This is a genomic window from Methyloferula stellata AR4 (assembly GCF_000385335.1).
Taxonomy (GTDB): Bacteria; Pseudomonadota; Alphaproteobacteria; order Rhizobiales; family Beijerinckiaceae; genus Methyloferula; species Methyloferula stellata.
Window position 1 is genome coordinate 606469 of sequence record NZ_ARWA01000001.1, and the last position, 18360, is coordinate 624828.

General features: G+C 61.3%; 18 protein-coding genes. 14 read left to right on the forward strand and 4 right to left on the reverse strand.

Going from position 1 to position 18360, the window contains the following annotated elements; all coding sequences use genetic code 11:
* Positions 1–97: 97 nt before the first annotated feature.
* Positions 98–349, reverse strand: a complete 252-nt coding sequence (locus A3OQ_RS0102995) for a hypothetical protein (RefSeq protein WP_020173872.1) — start codon at positions 347–349, stop codon at positions 98–100.
* 109 nt (positions 350–458) lie between these two features.
* On the opposite strand from A3OQ_RS0102995, the gene A3OQ_RS21205 reads away from it, so the two are divergent.
* Complete coding sequence (locus A3OQ_RS21205; protein WP_152428302.1) at positions 459–1019, forward strand: hypothetical protein; 561 nt, start codon at positions 459–461, stop codon at positions 1017–1019.
* A gap of 199 nt (positions 1020–1218) precedes the next feature.
* Here the strand turns inward: A3OQ_RS21205 and A3OQ_RS0103005 are convergent, their stop codons facing one another.
* Entirely contained in the window at positions 1219–2193 is a 975-nt protein-coding gene (locus tag A3OQ_RS0103005; protein WP_020173874.1) for a tyrosine recombinase XerC, read from the reverse strand.
* A 36-nt stretch (positions 2194–2229) separates the two neighbouring features.
* Entirely contained in the window at positions 2230–2613 is a 384-nt protein-coding gene (locus A3OQ_RS0103010) for an ATPase inhibitor subunit zeta (protein ID WP_020173875.1), read from the reverse strand.
* A gap of 613 nt (positions 2614–3226) precedes the next feature.
* On the opposite strand from A3OQ_RS0103010, the gene purC reads away from it, so the two are divergent.
* The 8 genes from purC (at position 3227) to A3OQ_RS0103050 (ending at position 10830) form a co-directional block, all read left to right on the forward strand.
* Positions 3227–4021 carry a phosphoribosylaminoimidazolesuccinocarboxamide synthase gene (purC, locus tag A3OQ_RS0103015; RefSeq protein ID WP_026595440.1) on the forward strand — a complete coding sequence of 265 codons (795 nt, stop codon included), beginning with the start codon at positions 3227–3229 and terminating at the stop codon, positions 4019–4021.
* A gap of 249 nt (positions 4022–4270) precedes the next feature.
* Positions 4271–4510 carry a phosphoribosylformylglycinamidine synthase subunit PurS gene (gene purS / locus A3OQ_RS0103020; protein ID WP_020173877.1) on the forward strand — a complete coding sequence of 80 codons (240 nt, stop codon included), beginning with the start codon at positions 4271–4273 and terminating at the stop codon, positions 4508–4510.
* Positions 4510–5211 (forward strand): phosphoribosylformylglycinamidine synthase subunit PurQ, encoded by a 702-nt coding sequence (purQ, locus tag A3OQ_RS0103025; protein ID WP_020173878.1) that lies wholly within the window; start codon positions 4510–4512, stop codon positions 5209–5211. Before purS ends, purQ begins: the two co-directional genes overlap by 1 nt.
* Positions 5208–7442 carry a phosphoribosylformylglycinamidine synthase subunit PurL gene (purL, locus tag A3OQ_RS0103030; protein WP_020173879.1) on the forward strand — a complete coding sequence of 745 codons (2235 nt, stop codon included), beginning with the start codon at positions 5208–5210 and terminating at the stop codon, positions 7440–7442. The genes purQ and purL overlap by 4 nt, the downstream gene beginning before the upstream one ends.
* Positions 7443–7504: 62 nt before the next feature.
* Entirely contained in the window at positions 7505–7735 is a 231-nt protein-coding gene (locus tag A3OQ_RS0103035; protein ID WP_020173880.1) for a BolA/IbaG family iron-sulfur metabolism protein, read from the forward strand.
* Between the two features lie 53 nt (positions 7736–7788).
* The gene (gene grxD, locus A3OQ_RS0103040) at positions 7789–8148 is read left to right on the forward strand and encodes a Grx4 family monothiol glutaredoxin (protein WP_020173881.1); all 360 of its coding nucleotides are present in this window, start codon (positions 7789–7791) and stop codon (positions 8146–8148) included.
* A 140-nt stretch (positions 8149–8288) separates the two neighbouring features.
* Complete coding sequence (locus A3OQ_RS0103045; protein WP_152428303.1) at positions 8289–9467, forward strand: acyl-CoA dehydrogenase family protein; 1179 nt, start codon at positions 8289–8291, stop codon at positions 9465–9467.
* A gap of 181 nt (positions 9468–9648) precedes the next feature.
* Positions 9649–10830 carry an acyl-CoA dehydrogenase family protein gene (locus A3OQ_RS0103050; RefSeq protein ID WP_020173883.1) on the forward strand — a complete coding sequence of 394 codons (1182 nt, stop codon included), beginning with the start codon at positions 9649–9651 and terminating at the stop codon, positions 10828–10830.
* An 11-nt stretch (positions 10831–10841) separates the two neighbouring features.
* Here the strand turns inward: A3OQ_RS0103050 and tlpA are convergent, their stop codons facing one another.
* A complete protein-coding gene (gene tlpA / locus A3OQ_RS0103055) occupies positions 10842–11519 on the reverse strand; it encodes a thiol:disulfide interchange protein TlpA (RefSeq protein WP_020173884.1) in 678 nt (225 codons plus the stop codon).
* A 42-nt stretch (positions 11520–11561) separates the two neighbouring features.
* On the opposite strand from tlpA, the gene argH reads away from it, so the two are divergent.
* The 5 genes from argH (at position 11562) to A3OQ_RS0103080 (ending at position 18201) form a co-directional block, all read left to right on the forward strand.
* Complete coding sequence (gene argH, locus A3OQ_RS0103060) at positions 11562–12959, forward strand: argininosuccinate lyase (RefSeq protein WP_026595442.1); 1398 nt, start codon at positions 11562–11564, stop codon at positions 12957–12959.
* 194 nt (positions 12960–13153) lie between these two features.
* Positions 13154–13468 carry an LPS translocon maturation chaperone LptM gene (gene lptM, locus A3OQ_RS21210; RefSeq protein WP_152428304.1) on the forward strand — a complete coding sequence of 105 codons (315 nt, stop codon included), beginning with the start codon at positions 13154–13156 and terminating at the stop codon, positions 13466–13468.
* 292 nt (positions 13469–13760) lie between these two features.
* Positions 13761–15026: a diaminopimelate decarboxylase gene (gene lysA / locus A3OQ_RS0103070; protein WP_020173887.1), complete on the forward strand. Its 1266-nt coding sequence runs from the start codon at positions 13761–13763 to the stop codon at positions 15024–15026.
* A gap of 104 nt (positions 15027–15130) precedes the next feature.
* Positions 15131–17815, forward strand: coding sequence for a TIGR02302 family protein (locus A3OQ_RS0103075; protein ID WP_161607292.1), 2685 nt, complete (start codon positions 15131–15133; stop codon positions 17813–17815).
* A 197-nt stretch (positions 17816–18012) separates the two neighbouring features.
* Positions 18013–18201 carry a twin transmembrane helix small protein gene (locus A3OQ_RS0103080; RefSeq protein WP_020173889.1) on the forward strand — a complete coding sequence of 63 codons (189 nt, stop codon included), beginning with the start codon at positions 18013–18015 and terminating at the stop codon, positions 18199–18201.
* The last annotated feature ends 159 nt before the right edge of the window (positions 18202–18360 follow it).

Below are 18360 nucleotides of genomic sequence, written 5' to 3' on the forward strand. Positions count from 1 at the left end.
AGAGGACCGTCATTGCGAGGAGCGGAGCGACGAAGCAATCCATGCTGTTGTGGGACCGATTGTCCCTGGATTGCTTCGCTTCGCTCGCAATGACGGCTTATCGACTGACGCCTGACTCCGCCTTACCTATCCCGCTCGCGCTCTGCTCGGCACCCGCACCCGAAAAAGCGCGCACAAAACGGCAGCCTTCGAATAAGTCGAGCCTGCGCCCGTCCAAAAGCGTGCGCGCCATGGAAATGGCTTCTTCATCGCTCGCGATCGCCTTCAGCTCCTTCGATTTCTTGATCTTGCCTTGATCGTCGAGGAAGAAGACCTTGTATTCGGGGCCGTCCGGTGTGCAATCCGACATCGCGAGCGCTCTATTATATTATGGCTGGATAAGTCGGCGCGGAAATTAGCGCTCTCGAAGGACGGCGTCCATGCGGGCGTCTCCGCCGCCAAATCAGGATCGCTTTTTCATGAAGCAGCTTACGAAATTCTTCTGGTTCACGCTTGCCGCGATCTTCCTCATCGAGGCTTGGCTCTGGGAATATGTCGGCGGCTTCCTCCGCTGGCTTTACGACATCATCCCGCTTGCCGCCCTCAAGGCGGCGCTGGCGCGCAGCCTCGACAAATTGCCTGCACCGCTCGCGCTGGTGATTTTCGTCATTCCGATCATCCTGCTCGAACCGTTGAAAGTCGTGGCCATCTGGCTTCTCGGGCATCATCATATCGTCTGGGGCGTGCTCACCTTCTGCTTCGCCGAAGCCTTTACGGCGGGCATTATCGCCTTTCTCTTCGACGCGCTCCGCGACAAGCTCTTGTCGATGCCGTGGTTCTTCAAGCTTTACGAATGGGTCTTGCGGGTGAACGCCTGGGCGCACGAGTTGGTGCGGCCCTATAAGGAAAAGATCCTCGCGGCCATGGCCGAGTTCCGTCTTTGGGTGAAGGAAAAGCTCGCGGCGCACGGGCAGAGCCCGTTTATCCGCAAGCTGATCGCGCTGCGCGAGCTTGTGCGGCGAAGAAGCAAGAGCGCGTAATTGCGGGGTCCATCATCGGACTACTGCATTCAGCTCTTGGCGGCGAGCGTGGCGAGCGGATCGCTTTAGTCAATGACGACCCATCAAAGATGGGTCGCCGCCGAAGGCGGTCTGCGATCATTGACAAAAGCGATACCGTCTCGCCGAAAATGCCAGCCAAGAGAAGAATGGCAGATAATGAGGTGAGCCCGGTCAGGGCTCACCGCCCCCTTGGATGCGCCGAGCGATAGGCTTCGAGCAACCGCTTGCCGTCGACAGCCGTATAGATCTGCGTCGTCGACAGGGAGGCATGGCCCAATAATTCCTGGATGGCGCGCAGATCGCCGCCGCGGCTCAGAAGATGCGTCGCAAAGGAATGGCGCAGCGCATGCGGCGTAGCGCTGTCCGGCAGGCCGAGCGCACCGCGCAATTCGGCCACCGTGAACTGGATCATCCGCGGCGAAAGAGGACCGCCCTTGGCGCCGACGAAGAGCGGCCCTTCGGGTGGCAGATGGTAGGGGCAAAGCGACAGATAGGTCTCAAGCCCGCGTTTGACGGGCAGGATGATCGGCACGCCGCGGCGCTTGCCGCCCTTGCCGGTGACGGTCAGGGAATCGCTCGTGCCAAGCGGCGCGTCGCATCGCTTGATCGACAGAGCCTCGGAAATACGCAACCCCGCGCCATAGAGGAGGCCCAGCACGGCGGCATCGCGCGCCAGCACCCAGGCGGGTTTTTCCGCGCCGGCGCGGGCTTCGACTCGCATCATCTCGCGGGCCTCCCTGATGGGTAGAGGCTTCGGCAGGGTCCGCGCCACCTTTGGCGTGCGCACGGCCGAAAATGCCGCCGCCTCGGCTTTACCCTCGCGTTGCAGCATGCGGGCGAAGGAGCGCAGGCCCGAAAGCTGCCGCAGCAGCGACCGGCTGCCGACCCCTTCCTTGCGGCGGCGGGCCATGAAGGCGCGCAGATCCGCTGCGGTCAGATCGGCGAAGGTCGCGAATGTGACGGGTTGTCCGAAATGCTCGGATAGAAAGACGAGGAATTGCCGGAGATCCCGCGCATAAGCTTCGCAGGTCAGCGCCGCCAGCCGTTTTTCGCTCGCAAGCTCGGCGAGCCAGGCCGCCGCGGCCTCCGCAACCTCCGCATCAGCCGGACCGATATCGAAGGCGGCAGAACCATCCACCAAAATATGCTCCATGCGAAACGGAATACGCCGGAGAGCTAAAAATTCCGTTCAGGACTCTTCTTGATCTTGCTCCTGCGGCGGCGGCTTGAAGCCGAGCGCTTTGGCTTCGGCCGCAACTTCTTTGATCTCGATGACGGCCGCGTCGTAGAGATTCGTCATGGCGTCGCGGATTTCCTCATCGGTCTTATCGACACGTTTGGTGTTGAAATCGGTGCGAATCATGCGGAAGACTTCTTCATCGCCGTCTTCTTCGAGTTCCGCCGCGATCAGGGCCGAGGCATATTCCTCCGCGGCGGCGGGCTCCAGACCGAGCAATTCGGCCGCCCAGAAGCCGAGCCATTTATTGCGGCGCACCGTCGCCTTGAATTTCAACTCTTCCTCATGCCTGAACTTGGCTTCTTCGGCCCGTTCGCGCTCGTCGAAAGTCGTCATTGCTCAACCTTTTAGGGCTTTTTGCATCGCACAATCGGCAGATGCCCGGGGTCCGCGCGCACCACGCCTCTGGGCATTGCGGTATTCGCCCTTATATTAGCGGCATCGCCTGGAAAGACCCAAGCGGGATTTCCGGCTGCGCCCGGGCACTAGACCAGCCATTGGCTGTATCCGCCAAGGGCGTGAGCCCTTAAGATTATGGTTTTTCTTGCATTTCAGCGTCATCGGCGTGTCACCGCCCTGCTCTCTGATGCGATTCGGTAGAAAGTCCGGCCTGCGGCCAAGCGCCTCGCATTGTGCGGGCAGGGCCTTTCGGATAGGGTCCCATCGAACCGGGTTGTCTCGCGGTTCGTAACAAGCTAGGACCGCAGCGCGCTGCGGCACCATCACGCGGAAAGGCTGTTCACCAGCCTGACGCGCTAAAACGCGGACCGGTTCGGACGCGAAGCCCCAAAAGCAGGTTGCCCTTGCCCATAGCTCCTGATGGTCAAGGGCAACCTGCCGGATTCTTTAAGGATCTTACGGAATTTCTCCGATCCAATCCTGAAAGTTCAGGTGCGGGACTGGGTCAGAGACATTCCGTCAGGGACATTCAAAGGAGCCACGGCCACTAATGGATCCTCTCAAGCCACGGTTAATCCCCATGAACCGCCGCCGGCGCATTTACGAAGGCAAGGCAAAGGTCCTCTATGAAGGTCCCGAGCCCGGCACATTGATTCAGCATTTCAAGGACGACGCGACGGCCTTCAATGCGAAGAAACACGAAGTCATCGACGGCAAAGGCGTGCTCAACAACCGTATCTCCGAGTTCATCTTCCAGAACTTGAACGATATCGGCGTGCCCACGCATTTCATCCGGCGGCTCAATATGCGCGAGCAATTGATCCGCGAGGTGGAAATCGTGCCGCTCGAAGTCGTGGTGCGCAACGTCGCCGCCGGCTCGCTCTCGACCCGGCTCGGCATCGAGGAAGGCACCCAGCTGCCGCGTTCGATCATCGAGTTCTATTATAAGAACGACGAGCTGAACGACCCGATGGTCTCGGAAGAGCACATCACGGCCTTCGGCTGGGCGAGCCCGCAGGAAATCGACGACATCATGGCTTTGGCCATAAGGGTCAACGACTTCCTGTCTGGATTGTTCTTGGGTGTCGGCATCCGCCTCGTCGATTTCAAGATCGAATGCGGGCGGCTGTGGGAAGGCGATATGATGCGTATCGTCGTCGCCGACGAAATCTCGCCGGACTCCTGCAGACTGTGGGATATCAAGTCGAACGACAAGCTCGACAAGGACCGTTTCCGCCGCGACCTTGGCGGTCTGGTCGAAGCCTATACGGAAGTCGCCCGGCGTCTCGGTATCCTGCAGGAAAACGAGCAGCCCCGCGCAACGGGACCGAAGCTGGTTCAGTGAGCTGAATAGGTTGCGACTTCAGACGATTCAAACGGAGGCTTCGGCCTCCGTTTTGTTTTTGGTGAAGAGCGCATAAATGATGTGCAAAGCCTCACCGCCAAAAGACAGGCAGCATAGATTCTGCCATTCATCTCTTGGCGGCGGTCCGAAGGATCGTCATTGACAGAAACGAGACCGCCTCGCCAAAAATGTCCGCCATCGAATGAATGGCTAGCTATCGGCTTCGCCGACTGAACTGAAGAGCCCATAATGAAAGCCCGTGTCATCGTGACCTTGAAGGAAGGCATCTTGGATCCGCAAGGCAAGGCGATCGAAGGCGCGCTCAAATCCATGGATCTGCCGGGCGTCGCGAGCGTGCGGCAGGGCAAGATTTTCGATATCGAGCTTGCCGAGGCCGATGGCGCGAAAGCCGAGGCGCTTTTGAAAGATGCCTGCGAAAAGCTGCTTGCCAATCTCGTGGTGGAAGACTTCCGGATCGAGAGACTTTGATGCAGGCTTGCGTCATCCAATTTCTCGGCTCCAACCGCGACGGCGACGTCATGCGCGCTCTGGCGCAGGCAAGCGGAAAGACCCCCGTGCGGCTTTGGCATACAGAGACCGCGCTGCCACAAGGCACCGATCTCGTCGTGCTGCCCGGCGGATTTTCCTATGGCGATTATCTGCGCTGCGGCGCGATCGCAGCGCGCGCGCCGATCATGGATGCGGTTCGCGCCCATGCCGCGCGCGGTGGCCTCGTACTCGGCATTTGCAACGGGTTTCAGATCCTCGTCGAGAGCGGGCTTCTGCCCGGCGTGTTGATGCGCAACGCCAATCTGCGCTTCGTCTCAAAACTGCAGCATATCAGCGTCGAGCGCGACGACACGCCCTTCACCTCGCATTATCATAAGGGCCAAGCGATCAATGTCGCGATCGCGCATGGCGAAGGCAATTACACCGCGGACGCGGACACTATCGCGCGGCTCGAAGGCGAAGGTCTTGTGGCTTTCCGCTATTGCGACTCCAATGGCAAAATTGGCGGCGCGGCCAATCCCAACGGCTCGATGAACGATATCGCCGGCATCTATTCGCCGGGCCTGAATGTGCTCGGCCTCATGCCGCATCCCGAAAACCTCGTCGATCACATCGTCGGCGGCATCGATGGGCGCGGGTTGTTCGAGAGCCTTGCTGCCTTTGCCAAGGTCCCAGCGTGACACCCGAACCCGCCATCACCCCCGATCTCGTCGCCTCGCATGGCCTGAAGCCCGACGAATATGAGCGGTTCAAAAAGCTCATCGGCCGCGAGCCGAGCTTTACCGAACTCGGCATCGTCTCGGCCATGTGGAACGAGCATTGTTCGTATAAGTCGTCGCGCCTGCATTTGCGCAAATTGCCGACGAAGGCGCCCTGGGTGATCCAGGGTCCCGGCGAGAATGCCGGCGTCATCGATATCGGTGGCGGATGGGCCTGCATCTTCAAGATGGAGAGCCATAACCACCCGTCCTATATCGAACCCTATCAAGGCGCAGCAACCGGCGTCGGCGGCATCTTGCGCGACGTGTTCACCATGGGCGCGCGGCCGGTCGCCTGTCTCAATCTTCTGCGCTTCGGCTCCCCGGATCATCCGAAGACGCGCCATCTCGTGGCGGGCGTCGTTGCCGGCATCGGCGGCTACGGCAATAGTTTCGGCGTGCCCACCGTCGGCGGCTCGACCAATTTTCATCGCCGCTATGACGGCAATATCCTGGTCAATGCCATGGCCATCGGCATCGCCAAGACGGACGAGATTTTCTATGCGAAGGCGACCGGCGTCGGAAATCCGATCGTCTATTTGGGCTCGAAGACCGGCCGCGACGGCATTCACGGCGCGACCATGGCGTCGGCGTCTTTCTCGGCCGATGCCGAGGCCAAGCGCCCGACCGTGCAGGTCGGCGATCCCTTCTCGGAAAAGCTTTTGCTTGAGGCCTGCCTCGAATTGATGGCGTCCGGCTCGGTCGTCGCGATCCAGGACATGGGCGCCGCCGGTCTCACATCGTCAGCCGTGGAAATGGGCGCCAAGGGCGATCTCGGCGTCGAGCTCGATCTCGATTTCGTGCCCTGCCGTGAACCCAATATGACGGCTTACGAGATGATGCTGTCGGAAAGCCAGGAGCGCATGCTCATGGTGCTGCATCCGGAAAAACGCGCCGAAGCGGAAGCGATCTTCCGCAAATGGGGTCTCGATTTCGCAATCATCGGCAAGACCACGGACGATCTGCGCTTCGTCGTGAAGCACAAGGGCGAGATCAAAGCCGATCTGCCGATCAAGGAGCTTGGCGACGAGGCGCCGCTCTACGATCGCCCGCATGTCGCGCCGAAGAAGCTGCCCGTCCTCGATGCGGCTTCCATCGTGCCACCGATCGATAATGGCGAGGCTTTGAAGCGGCTTCTCGCCACCCCCGATCTTTGCGCCAAGCGCTGGATCTGGGAGCAATATGACCAGTTCATTCTGAGCAACACAGTCGCTGGCCCCGGCGGCGATGCCGCCGTGATTCGCCTTGGCGATTCCTTCGACGAAGAGGCGGGCGCCATGGCTGCGCCTGGTCTTGCGTTTACGACCGATGTCACGCAGCGCTATTGCGAGGCCGACCCTTACGAGGGCGGCAAACAGGCGGTCGCCGAAGCTTGGCGCAATCTCTCGGCGGTCGGCGCCTTGCCCCGCGCGGTGACGGATAATCTCAACTTCGGCAATCCGGAAAAGCCCGAGATCATGGGGCAGCTCGTCGCCTGCCTCGACGGGATAGGCGAAGCCTGCCGCGCCCTCGATTTCCCGATCGTCTCGGGAAATGTCTCGCTTTATAACGAGAGTGCCGGGCAGGACATTCTGCCGACGCCCTCGATCGGCGGGGTCGGCACGCTCGAGGATGCGAGCCGGACCCAGACCATCGCCTTTATGCGGCCGAATGATTCGATCCTGCTGATCGGCGAGACGAAGGGCTGGCTTGGCCAATCGCTTTACCTGCGCGACATCTGCGGGCGTGAAGACGGCGCTCCGCCGCCGGTCGATCTCGCCGCCGAGAAGAAGAATGGCGACTTCGTCCGTGGGCTGATTCGCAACCGGGCACTGACGGCCGCGCATGATATTTCAGACGGCGGCTTCGCCGTCGCCCTGGCCGAGATGGCGCTCGCCGGCAATATGGGCGCGACCGTCGACGTCGACGGCCAAGTCCCGCCCCACGCTTATTTCTTTGGGGAAGACCAGGCGCGCTATATCGTCACAGCGGCTCCAGATAAGGCAAATGCGATCTTGATGGAATCGCAACAGGCAGGTGTTGCCTGCAAAATCATCGGTTTGACCGGGGGCAATGCGTTGACCATCGGGGACGCCACGGCCATATTATTGGATGACCTGAGGCGGGGCCATGAAGCGTGGCTTCCGGACTATATGGGACGTTTCCATACTTAAGGGTTTTCCGGCGGCAGCACCTTGCGCGCCCCAGCCCCACGACGAGGACTAAAGCTATGCCTATGGAAGGATCAGAAATCGAGCGGCTCATCAAGGAAGGTATTCCTGACGCCCGGGTTCAAACCACCGACCTCGTCGGCGACAAGGATCATTGGGCCGCCGTCGTGATCTCCTCGGAGTTCACCGGCAAGAGCAAGCTCCAGCAGCATCAGATCGTCTATAAAGCGCTCGGCGCTAATATGGGTGGCGTGCTCCATGCTTTGCAGCTCACGACCTACGCACCGAAGGCCTAAACCATCAAACAAGCGGGCTGACCGCGCGCCACAACCACCGAAAGGACATAGACATGTCTGGAGTTTCTGATCTCATCCAGTCCATCATCGACAAGAACGACGTCGTCCTCTTCATGAAGGGCACCCCGAACTTCCCGCAATGCGGCTTTTCGGGCTCGATGGTCCAGATGCTTGGCTACCTCGACGTGAACTACGAGCACGTCAACTGCCTCGAGAACGACGAAATCCGTCAGGGCATCAAGGACTTCTCCAGCTGGCCCACGATTCCCCAGCTCTATATCAAGGGCGAGTTCGTCGGCGGCAACGACATCGTCAAGGAAATGTTCCAGTCGGGCGAGCTCGTCACGACCCTCAGCGCCAAGGGCATCGAATACAAGATCCCGGCCCCGCCGAAGCAGCCCCAAAAGGCGTAATCCCGCCTCGTCTTTTTTAGAAGAACGTCGTCATGGCCGGGCTTGTCCCGGCCATCTGCGTTTCTGGCGCGCGCTACAGTCGTAACCTCTTTCCTGCATGCTGAAACGCCGCGGCAATGCGGGTGCGCCAGCATGGTCGCATGACCAAAACAGCTCAGCACCTCCTCGCCAATATTCAGGACTTGGCCCCTGACATCGCCGCGCGCGCGGCCGACATGGAAGCCGCGCGCCGCATGCCCCTCGACCTCGTGGAAATGCTGAAATTCATCGGCGTCTTCCGCGTCTTCGTGCCCGGGTCCCATGGCGGCCTGGAGTTCGACCTGCCGTCCGCTTTGGATGTCATTACGGCGCTCGGCCGAATTGACGGGTCCGTCGGCTGGACCGCGATGATTGGTATCGGAGGTGGCATATTTGCGCCTTTGCTCACCCGGGAAATCTATACGCAGATCTATGATAAGGGCCCCGACGTGATCTTCGCCGGTTCCGTCCAGCCGGCCGGAACGGCCGAAGCCGTACAGGGCGGCTGGCGCGTCAATGGACGCTGGCCTTTCGCCAGCGGCTGCCAGCATGCCGATTGGATGGGCGGGTTCTGCATCATGACCCGGGACGGGAAGCCGCTTCCCGGACAGGACGAAGGCATGCCGCTTATCCGCGGCTGCTTCATGCCGGCCGACCACTGGTCGATCGAAGACACTTGGCACGTGGCCGGGCTCAAGGCTACGGGCAGCCACCACATCGTGCTGAAGGACGTCACAGTCCCCGACGCGAATTTCGTCGATATCGCGAACCCCGTACCGTGCGTGCAAGCACCGCTTGCCCGCGCCGTGCAGCAAGTGCTTCCCTTGCTGCACTGTGCCAATTCGATCGGCGTCGCCGAAGGCGCCTTGGACGAACTCGTCGCACTTGCCAACACCGGACGTCAGCAATTCAGAGCCATGGCACCGCTACGCGAATCTGAAATGTTCCAAGCCGAACTCGGCCGCGCCGTCGCCGATCTGCGGGCAGCGCAGGGATTGCTGCAGATGCAGGCCGCAAGCCATTGGCGCCATGCTGTCGCCGGGACATTGCAGGACGAAGCTTTTCTTACGCAAGCCTTGCAAACGGGGACGTGGATCGCAGCCACAGCCACGCGCATCGCCGAAACCTGCTACAGGCTCGCCGGCGGCATCGCGCTTTACGAAACCTCGCCATTGCAGCGTCGCCTGCGCGACATGCAGGCGGCATCGCAACATTATGCCGTGCAGCAACGTCATTATGTCACTGCCGGGAAGATGGTTTTGGGCGATCCCCAGATCAGCAGGAAAGCGCTTGCCGCGTAAAACCCGGGCCGATTTTTGAGCCTGTTCGCCACGGCGATAAGCGTCGTGGCGAAATCCATTTCGGGCCAGCCCGTTGCGCCTTTTGAGGTGCCCACCCCTCAGAGCTGCCCGGCGCTACGATCGTAACTTTGTTTCCGGGCGTTGAAACGCACTCGCAACGCAAGTTTCGTAGCCTCGCTGCATGACAAAAACAGTCCAACATCTCCTCTCCGACATTCAGGCATTAGCCCCTAGCATCGCCGCCCGCGCGGCCGAGATCGAAGCCGGACGGCGCATGCCGCTCGACATCGTGGAAAAGTTGAAATCGATTGGCGTCTTCCGCATGCTGGTATCGAAATCCAGCGGGGGGCTGGAATTCGATTTGTCCTCTGCCATGGAGGTCATCGCCGCTCTCGGCAGAATAGACGGCTCCGTCGGCTGGACCGCGATGATCGCCACCGGAGCCAGTATTTTCGTGCCTTTGGCGTCGAAGGAGACATATGCGCAGATTTATGCGAAGGGCCCGGACGTCGCTTTCGCCGGCTCCGCCCGTCCCGGCGGCACGGCCGAGGCCATCCCGGGCGGATGGCGCGTCAATGGCCGCTGGTCCTTCGCGAGCGGCTGCCTCCACGCCGACTGGATGGCCGCCTTCTGCATCGTCGTCAAAGACGGCAAACCGATCCCGGGGCCAGAACCCGGCATGCCCGTCATTCGCGGCTGCATCCTGCCCGCCAGCGATTGGCAGATTGAAGATACGTGGCATGTCGCTGGCCTCAAGGGCACCGGCAGCAACGACATCCTGCTCAAGGACATCATCGTCCCCGACGCCAATCTCATCGACTTTGCCAACGCCACGCCTTGCGTCCCGGCGCCGCTTTCCCACGGAGCGCAGCAAGTCCTGCCTCTTCTTCATAGCGCCAATGCCGTCGGCATGGCCGAAGGCGCCTTGGAGGCGCTTACCGCCATGGCCAAAGGCGGCAGACAACAATTCAGCGCCGCCGTGCCCTTGCGCGATTCAGAGCTCTTTCAAGCCGGGCTCGGGCGCGCCGCCGCCGACCTTCATGCCGCCCAGGCCCTCCTCCAAAGTGAGGGCGGACGCTTTTGGCGCTATGCACTTGCCGGAACATTGGGGGACGAAGCGCTTCTTACGCAAGCGCGGCAAAGTACGGCCTGGATCACCGGTACGTCCTTGAGCGTTGCCGAAGCCTGTTACGCGCTCGCCGGCGCCGCCGCGATTTATGAGGCTTCACCGCTCCAGCGCCGTCTGCGCGATCTTCAGACGGCAGCGCAGCATTATACGGGGCAGCAAAGGCACTATGCCCCCGCCGGCAAGCTGCTTTTGAGCGAGGACGTGTGCGTCGCGCCGAAAACGCTCGTCGCTTAAAGCGGCGATGCCTATTTCGCCGCCGCGGTGATCAGCGCCGCGGCCTCGGGCGAATCCCATTTGGCGGGACCCGCCATCGTGCCGATCTCGCAGCCATCCTTGCCGACCAGGATCGTCGTCGGCAGGCCCATGATCCCGCCCTTTTGCTTCAACACCTGAAAAACATCGGCCTTCGGATCGGCGTAGAAGCCGAGCTTCTCGACCCCGATCTCGCCGAAAAACGCCTTCGCCTTCTCGAGCCGCGACGTATCCATATTGACCGCCACGACCTCGAAGCCGTCGGAGCCGAGATTGGCCTCGAGCCGGTCGAGCGAAGGCATTTCCTGGCGGCAGGGCACGCACCAGGTCGCCCAGAGATTGAGGAGCACCAGCCGGCCCTTGAAGGCTGCGAGGCTGGTTTTTTCGCCGTCCGGCCCATTAAAGGTAAGATCCGGCAAGGATTTGGGGGCAGGATTAAGGCTCAGGGCGGCCACTTCGCCATGAACGAACGGTTTCAGCCGCAGGGCCACATCCCGTTCCGGCGCACATTTGGCCGCGTCGGCCGCGGCTTCCTTGCTGTCAGGCTTGCCAATCCCGTATAGGACGGCACCCGAGGCGGCGATGACGAACGCCACCCCTGCCAAAATCGGCACGAGCCGCGATTTCCTCCGGGCGGTGGCTTCAACGGGTTTTTGAGGGTCTTCGGTCATGAGGCCTTTGTCAGAGCACGAGACGATAAAGAGCGCGAGACGATGAGTAACAAGATGTGGGGCGGACGGTTCGCGGAAAAGCCCGCCGCCATCATGCAAGAGATCAACGCCTCGGTCGGCTTCGATTACAAGCTCGCCGCGCAGGATATCGCAGGCTCGCTCGCCCATGTCGAAATGCTGGCGCAAACGGGTCTCGTGTCGCGCGAGGACGCCGAAGCGATTTCGCGGGGCTTAGCCGAAATTCGCGGCGAAATCGAGAGCGGCGCTTTCACCTTTTCGCCAGAACTCGAAGATATTCATATGAATATCGAGTCCCGGCTCGCAGCCAAGATCGGCGCAGCCGCCGGCCGCCTGCATACGGCCCGCTCGCGCAACGATCAAGTCGCGGTTGATTTCAGGCTCTGGGTCCGCGACACGATCGATCATCTCGATGCGCAATTGAGGGATCTGCAGCAGGCTTTGGCCGAAAAGGCGGTCGAGCACGCTGGAAGCCTGATGCCGGGCTTCACCCATCTTCAAACGGCCCAGCCCGTCACATTTGGGCATCATCTTCTGGCCTATGTGGAAATGTTTTCGCGCGACCGCTCGCGCTTTTGTGATGCGCGGGCAAGGCTCAACGAATGTCCGCTCGGCGCGGCGGCGCTTGCCGGAACCTCGTTTCCGATCGATCGCGAGGCGACGGCCAAGGCGCTCGGCTTCGACCGGCCGACCGCCAATTCGCTCGATTCGGTCGCCGACCGCGATTTCGTGCTGGAGCCGCTCGCCGATGCCGCGATCTGCGCCGTGCATCTGTCGCGTTTCGCCGAGGAAATCGTGCTTTGGACCACGGCGCAATTTGGCTTCGTGCGGCTCACCGATCAGTTTTCGACCGGCTCTTCCATCATGCCGCAAAAGCGCAACCCGGACGCGGCCGAACTGGTGCGCGGCAAATCGGGCCGCGTGATCGGCGCGCTCGCCGGTCTCCTGATCGTCATGAAGGGTCTGCCGCTCGCCTATTCGAAAGACATGCAGGAAGACAAGGAAGGTGCTTTCGATGCCTTGCAGACGCTCTCGCTGTCGATCGCGGCGATGGCCGGCATGGTCCGCGATCTCGAACCCGATCTGAAAAAGATGAAGGCCGCCGCGGGCGACGGCTATGCGACAGCGACCGATCTGGCCGATTGGCTCGTGCGCGAGCTGAAAATGCCGTTCCGCGAAGCGCATCATGTGACGGGCCGGCTTGTCGCTTTGGCGTCCGACCGCAAAATCGGGCTGCAAAAGCTGTCATTGAACGAGCTGCAATCGGTCGAGCCGCGGATCACGAAAGAGATTTATGACGTGCTCGGCGTCGAAAACTCGGTCAAAAGCCGGACGAGCTATGGCGGGACGGCGCCTAAAAACGTCCGCGCCCAGGCCAAGCGCTGGCTCAGCCGGCTTGCCAAGGAGAAGCCCGCCACTTAGAGCCGTGCGGGCAATCCCTCCGGCTGCGCCTGACGAACAGGTCTTTTTCGGCTAGAGCGTGTTCCGATTGGATGGAATCATCCAATCGATAAGGGCACGCTCCGATTCAAAAAGTTAGAGCATTTTCGGGCGCAAAACCGCGCACACTTTTGCTGAAAATGCTCTAGAGTGACCTTGGCTTTGGAGTCGATCGCTTGAATTTCAGCCTTCTCAAGAACCTAGGTATGGTGCTCTGTATCGCCGCGGCTGCGTTGGCACTCGCAGGCTGTGGCCGGCGCGGGCCCGTGCAGCCACCGCCGGGCGTCCCCGAAAGCCAAGCCGCGCCCATGATCAACCCAACCACGTCGGGGACTTTGGACGCCAATAATTCCTTGGCCTCGAAGGAATCAAACAGCCCCATTCCCGATGCGGGGACGCAGCAGCCCGCGACCGGCACGGCGGCCACGCAGCCCGCCACAACGCCCGCGCCCAAAATTAAAAAACCTTTCCTGCTCGATCCGCTGCTTTAGGGCAGTGTCACAATGGACGCAGGTAAAGCGTCTCCACGTAGTGCGCAAACCCTCTCCCCCCAACTCGGGCTTGCCCGAGTTGGGTATTGCTAAAAAGACACAAGTCGGGCAGGCCCGACTTGTACGGGAGAGGGTGGTTGGCAGAGCCAACCGGGTGAGGGGTTACGACCGTGCAATTTGACAACGATGGTAACCCCTCATCCGTCATGCTGCGCATGCCACCTTCTCCCACAGGGAGAAGGCAAGCTCCCGCCGGTTGTCCGGTTAAATCGTTTATGAAAATGTTCTAGCCATGCATCATTTTACGATGAAGAACGGCGTGATGCATGCCGAAGACGTCGATCTCACGCGTCTTGCGGCAGAGGTCGGCACGCCGTTTTATTGTTATTCAGCGGCAACACTCGCGCGCCATTACGATGTCTTCAAGGCGGCCTTCGATCCGCTTCCGACGCTCGTCTGCTATGCGCTGAAGGCCAATTCCAATCAGGCGGTCTTGAAGATCCTCGCCGAGCGCGGCGCCGGCATGGATGTCGTCTCGGAAGGCGAATTGCGACGGGCGCGGGCAGCGGGTGTCCCAGGCAGCCGCATCACCTTCTCGGGCGTCGGCAAGACGCTTGGCGAAATGGCCTATGCGCTCGACGAGAAGATCCTCTGCTTCAACGTCGAGTCGGAGCCAGAGCTTCACGCGCTCTCGGCTCTTGCCGCAAGCCGCGGCCAGATCGCGCCCATCTCATTGCGCGTCAATCCCGATGTCGACGCCAAGACCCACGCGAAGATCACCACCGGCAAGGCCGAAAACAAATTCGGCATTCCTTTCGCCCGCGCGTATGCGCTCTATCTCGAGGCGCAAAAGCTGCCGGGTATCCGCATCGAAGGCATAGATATTCATATAGGCTCGCAGATCACCGATCTCGCGCCTTTCGACGCGGCCTTCGCGCTCGTTGCCGAATTCGTGCAATCGCTGCGTGCCGCGGGCGTGACCATCAACCATATCGATCTCGGCGGCGGCCTCGGCATTCCCTATAATGCCCAGGAAGATCCCGAGAGCTATCACCCCGACCGCTATGCCGCGATCGTGAAGCGGCATTTCAACGCTTTCGGCTGCGAGATCATTCTGGAGCCGGGGCGGCTGATCGTCGGCAATGCCGGCATTCTCGTGACTTCCGTACTCTATGTGAAACAAGGCGACGCGCGGACCTTCGTCATCGTCGACGCGGCTATGAACGACCTGGTGCGCCCCACGCTTTACGATGCGCATCACGACATTCTGCCGATCCGCGAGACGGATGCGCCCGAGACGATCGTCGATGTCGTCGGACCGGTATGCGAGACCGGCGATTATCTCGCGCTCGACCGCAAGATGCCGCTGCCTGAGCCGGGCGCGCTTCTCGCCGTCATGTCGGCCGGCGCTTATGGTGCCGTTCAAGCCGGGACCTATAATTCGCGGCTTTTGGCGCCGGAAGTTCTGGTTTCCGGCTCGAACTCTGCCGTCGTGCGGCCGCGCGGCACCTATGATGCTTTGATCGGGCTGGACAAAATTCCGGCTTGGTTGAAGTAGAATAAGGCCGGAATTGGCCACGCCCGGAATGTAATGGATCGCGGCCTTCCCAGATGGGCCTCAGGATCTCATATCATGGCGACCATCGCAGGATCGATCGACGCGTGACAGGACAAGAGTCTCAAGACACAGGCTTAACGCCCGAGTCCGACCGCAAGTTGAAGCGGCTGGTGATTTACGCCTGGTCGGCGCTTTTCTTCGAACGGCTCTGGCGCGGGCTCGTCTTTCCTCTCTGCGTGGTCGGGCTTTTCTTAAGTCTCTCCTTTGCCGGGCTTTGGCTCGAAATACCGCATGGCGCCCGTATTGCGCTGGTGCTCGTCTTTGCCGGGCTTTTGGGGTTTTCTCTCCTGCGCTTGCTCCGCGTCGCGCTGCCGTCGCGCAAGGATGCGCTCGACCGGATCGATCGCGCCTCGGGCTTCGCGCATCGGCCAGCCTCGGTACTCGACGATAGGCTCGCCAATGCGAGCGACGATCCGGTCACACGGACGCTCTGGGCCTTACATAAGCGCCGCGCGGCGCGATTCATCTCGGCGTTGCGCGTGGGCTCTCCCTCGCCCCGCACAGTCGAGATCGACCGCTATGGGCTTCGCGCCGCCATTCTTGTCGGCTTGATCGCCACAGCCTTTCTGGCCGGGCCGGAAAAATATGCGCGGATCGCCGCGGCTTTCGACTGGCGTGGCACCGGCATATCCGGAAGCGGCTACAGGCTCGATGCCTGGATCGATCCGCCAGCCTATACGGGCAAGGCGCCGCTTCTCTTAAATCTTGGCAGCGCCGAAGCGCGGCAGGCCGATCACCCGCAAGTGATCGAAGCTCCTGTCGGTTCGATCGTCATCGTGCGCTCTTTCGGCGGCGAGACCGCGATCGACACAAAGGGCGCTCTGGCCGACGCCGCGGCAGCGAAACCCGCTCTGCCTGCGGCCCAGCCGGTCAAACAGGTCGCGCCTGCCCCGGGTGAAAACGAACACCGGTTTCTGCTGAGCGGCGATGCGGATCTCACTCTGCATCATGCCGGCGCTCTGGCCGGCGCCTTCGAAATCCACGCGATCGCCGACCGGCCGCCGACGATCGCCTTGACCGAAGTCCCGAAAATCAATGCACGCGGCTCGCTCACGCTCGCCTATCGCCTCGGCGATGATTATGGCGTGACCAGGGCCACGGCCGATTTCGTCAATCCGAAACTGGCCGACGGCACGGGTTTCACCGGCCGCTCGCTCGCCACCCCGCCGCAAATCAATCTCACGCTGGCGCCCGGCACCGGCGGCCTCGGAGATGCCGAGACGACGGCCGATCTCTCCGACCATCCCTGGGCCGGATTGCGCGTGACCATGACCCTCACCGCCAAGGACGAAGGCGGCAATGAGGGCAAAAGCGCCCCCGCCGAAATCACGCTGCCGCGCAAACCCTTCGCCAATCCTCTGGCGCGCGCGCTCGCCGAACAGAGGCGCGATCTCCTGCTCCAGCCGGACGATAGAGCCGGCGTCGAGACGGCGCTGAACGCTTTGATGATCGCGCCCGAAGCCTTCGACATGAAGGACTCGGTCTACCTCGGCCTCAAGGTCGCGGCGACCAGGCTCGCGGAGGTGAAGACCGACGAGGATATCGTCTCGCTCGCCGCTTATCTTTGGGACATGGCGCTTCGCATCGAAAATGGCGATCTTTCCGAAGCCGAACGCGAGATGCGCGACGCCGAGCAGAAATTACGCGAAGCGCTGCAGCGCAATGCCTCGCCGGAAGAGATCCGCAAGCTCACCGAAAATCTGCGCGCGGCCATGGATAAATTCGTTCAGCAGCTCGCCCAGCAGAACCGCGAGCAAGGCAATGACCGCAACGCCGACCGTGGCCAAAGCCAATCGAAGAGCGTCACGCCGAAACAGCTCCAATCCATGCTCGATCGCATGCAGGATCTGGCAAAGTCCGGCAATATGGCCGATGCGCAAAAGGCGCTCGATCAATTGCAGAATATTTTGGAAAACTTGAAGACTGCCAAGCAGCGCAGCACAGATCCGAAGTCGCGCGAGACGGCCCGCGCGCTCAACGATCTCGACCGCATGAGCAAAGAACAGCAGGAGCTGCGCGACGAAACCTATCAGCAAGGTCAAAACAACCAGGGCAACCAGCCTCCGCGCAATGGTCAGCGGCGCCAGCAGCAACAGCAACAGTCCGGCCGCAATAGCCCGCAAAACCAAGGCGCCCCCGGCCAGCAGGATTCGGAAGACGACGAAGACGCTCAGATGAATCCACAAGGGCAGGACGGCAAGCCCGGACGGCAGGGCCAGCAGAGCAGCGAGGACTTGCAGAAGCGCCAGCAGGCTTTGCGGCAGAGCCTCGATCAATTGCAAAAGCGCCTGAAGCAGATGGGCCAAGGCGAGCAGGGCCTCGATGACGCGCAGGGCGCGATGGAGGACGCCGAAAAGGCGCTCGGCCAAGGCGAGAACGGCCAGGACGATGCCGTCGATGCGCAGGGACGCGCCCTCGACCAGCTGCGCAAAGGTTCGCAGAAGCTCGCCGAAAAGCTGAAGCAGCAGCAAGGCGAATCCGGAGAAGGCGGGGAGGGCGAGGAGGGTTCGTCTGAGCAATCCGAAGGATCGGGCGATACGGATCCGCTCGGCCGGCCGCGCGCAAGCGCCAACCATAATCCGGGCTCCAATACGCCTTTCGATCCTTTGGGGACACCCGCGGTGCAGCGTGCGCAGCGCGTACTCGAAGAATTGCGGCGCAGGCTCAGCGACCCGAGCCGCCCGCATGACGAGATGGACTATCTCGAACGGCTGTTGCGGCGGTATTGAGCATCATCCTGAAAAATCGGGAGGACTTTCCGCGAGGGGTGATGCACCGCAATAAAGGCTGAGGGCATCGTCCGAAAGATCAGCTCGACATTTCGGGCCCGGTCTTTTTGTGTAAGCGCTGGAGCGTCCCAAAACAGTTCCCACTTCCGGGTTCTATGCTCTAGACTGCGTTTCCCGCTCATCACAGGCACGACCTCATGCATATTTCCGGCAATTTCATCGTCGGCGTCGCGGTCTCCGTCGTGGCGCTCGTTCTCTTTGCCGGCCTCATCAACATGATGCGCGGCGGCAGCCCGGATCTGTCGCAAAAACTGATGCGCTGGCGCGTCGGCCTGCAATTCGTCGCCGTCATCATCATCATGTGCGTGCTCTGGTTCCGGGGCTAGAATATCACTTCGGTCCGCGAGCAGGGTAACCCTCTCCCAAAGGGAGAGGGTGGCACCGAAAGGCGCCGGGTGAGGGGTTACGGCCTCATCCGAATAGGTGGTAACCCCTCATCTGGCTTGCCCGCAAGCCACCTTCTCCCTCTGGGAGAAGGAAACGCG

Excerpts from the sequence above, each read along its gene's own strand:
- A3OQ_RS0103050 (WP_020173883.1), top strand. The coding sequence starts at position 9,649 with ATGACAAAAACAGTCCAACATCTCCTCTCCGACATTCAGGCATTAGCC.
- A3OQ_RS0103080 (WP_020173889.1), top strand. The coding sequence starts at position 18,013 with ATGCATATTTCCGGCAATTTCATCGTCGGCGTCGCGGTCTCCGTCGTG.
- purC (WP_026595440.1), top strand. The coding sequence starts at position 3,227 with ATGGATCCTCTCAAGCCACGGTTAATCCCCATGAACCGCCGCCGGCGC.
- argH (WP_026595442.1), top strand. The coding sequence starts at position 11,562 with ATGAGTAACAAGATGTGGGGCGGACGGTTCGCGGAAAAGCCCGCCGCC.
- A3OQ_RS0103045 (WP_152428303.1), top strand. The coding sequence starts at position 8,289 with ATGACCAAAACAGCTCAGCACCTCCTCGCCAATATTCAGGACTTGGCC.
- lysA (WP_020173887.1), top strand. The coding sequence starts at position 13,761 with ATGCATCATTTTACGATGAAGAACGGCGTGATGCATGCCGAAGACGTC.
- A3OQ_RS21205 (WP_152428302.1), top strand. The coding sequence starts at position 459 with ATGAAGCAGCTTACGAAATTCTTCTGGTTCACGCTTGCCGCGATCTTC.
- A3OQ_RS0102995 (WP_020173872.1), bottom strand. The coding sequence starts at position 349 with ATGTCGGATTGCACACCGGACGGCCCCGAATACAAGGTCTTCTTCCTC.
- A3OQ_RS0103010 (WP_020173875.1), bottom strand. The coding sequence starts at position 2,613 with ATGACGACTTTCGACGAGCGCGAACGGGCCGAAGAAGCCAAGTTCAGG.
- purQ (WP_020173878.1), top strand. The coding sequence starts at position 4,510 with ATGCAGGCTTGCGTCATCCAATTTCTCGGCTCCAACCGCGACGGCGAC.
- grxD (WP_020173881.1), top strand. The coding sequence starts at position 7,789 with ATGTCTGGAGTTTCTGATCTCATCCAGTCCATCATCGACAAGAACGAC.
- purS (WP_020173877.1), top strand. The coding sequence starts at position 4,271 with ATGAAAGCCCGTGTCATCGTGACCTTGAAGGAAGGCATCTTGGATCCG.
- A3OQ_RS0103035 (WP_020173880.1), top strand. The coding sequence starts at position 7,505 with ATGGAAGGATCAGAAATCGAGCGGCTCATCAAGGAAGGTATTCCTGAC.
- tlpA (WP_020173884.1), bottom strand. The coding sequence starts at position 11,519 with ATGACCGAAGACCCTCAAAAACCCGTTGAAGCCACCGCCCGGAGGAAA.
- A3OQ_RS0103005 (WP_020173874.1), bottom strand. The coding sequence starts at position 2,193 with ATGGAGCATATTTTGGTGGATGGTTCTGCCGCCTTCGATATCGGTCCG.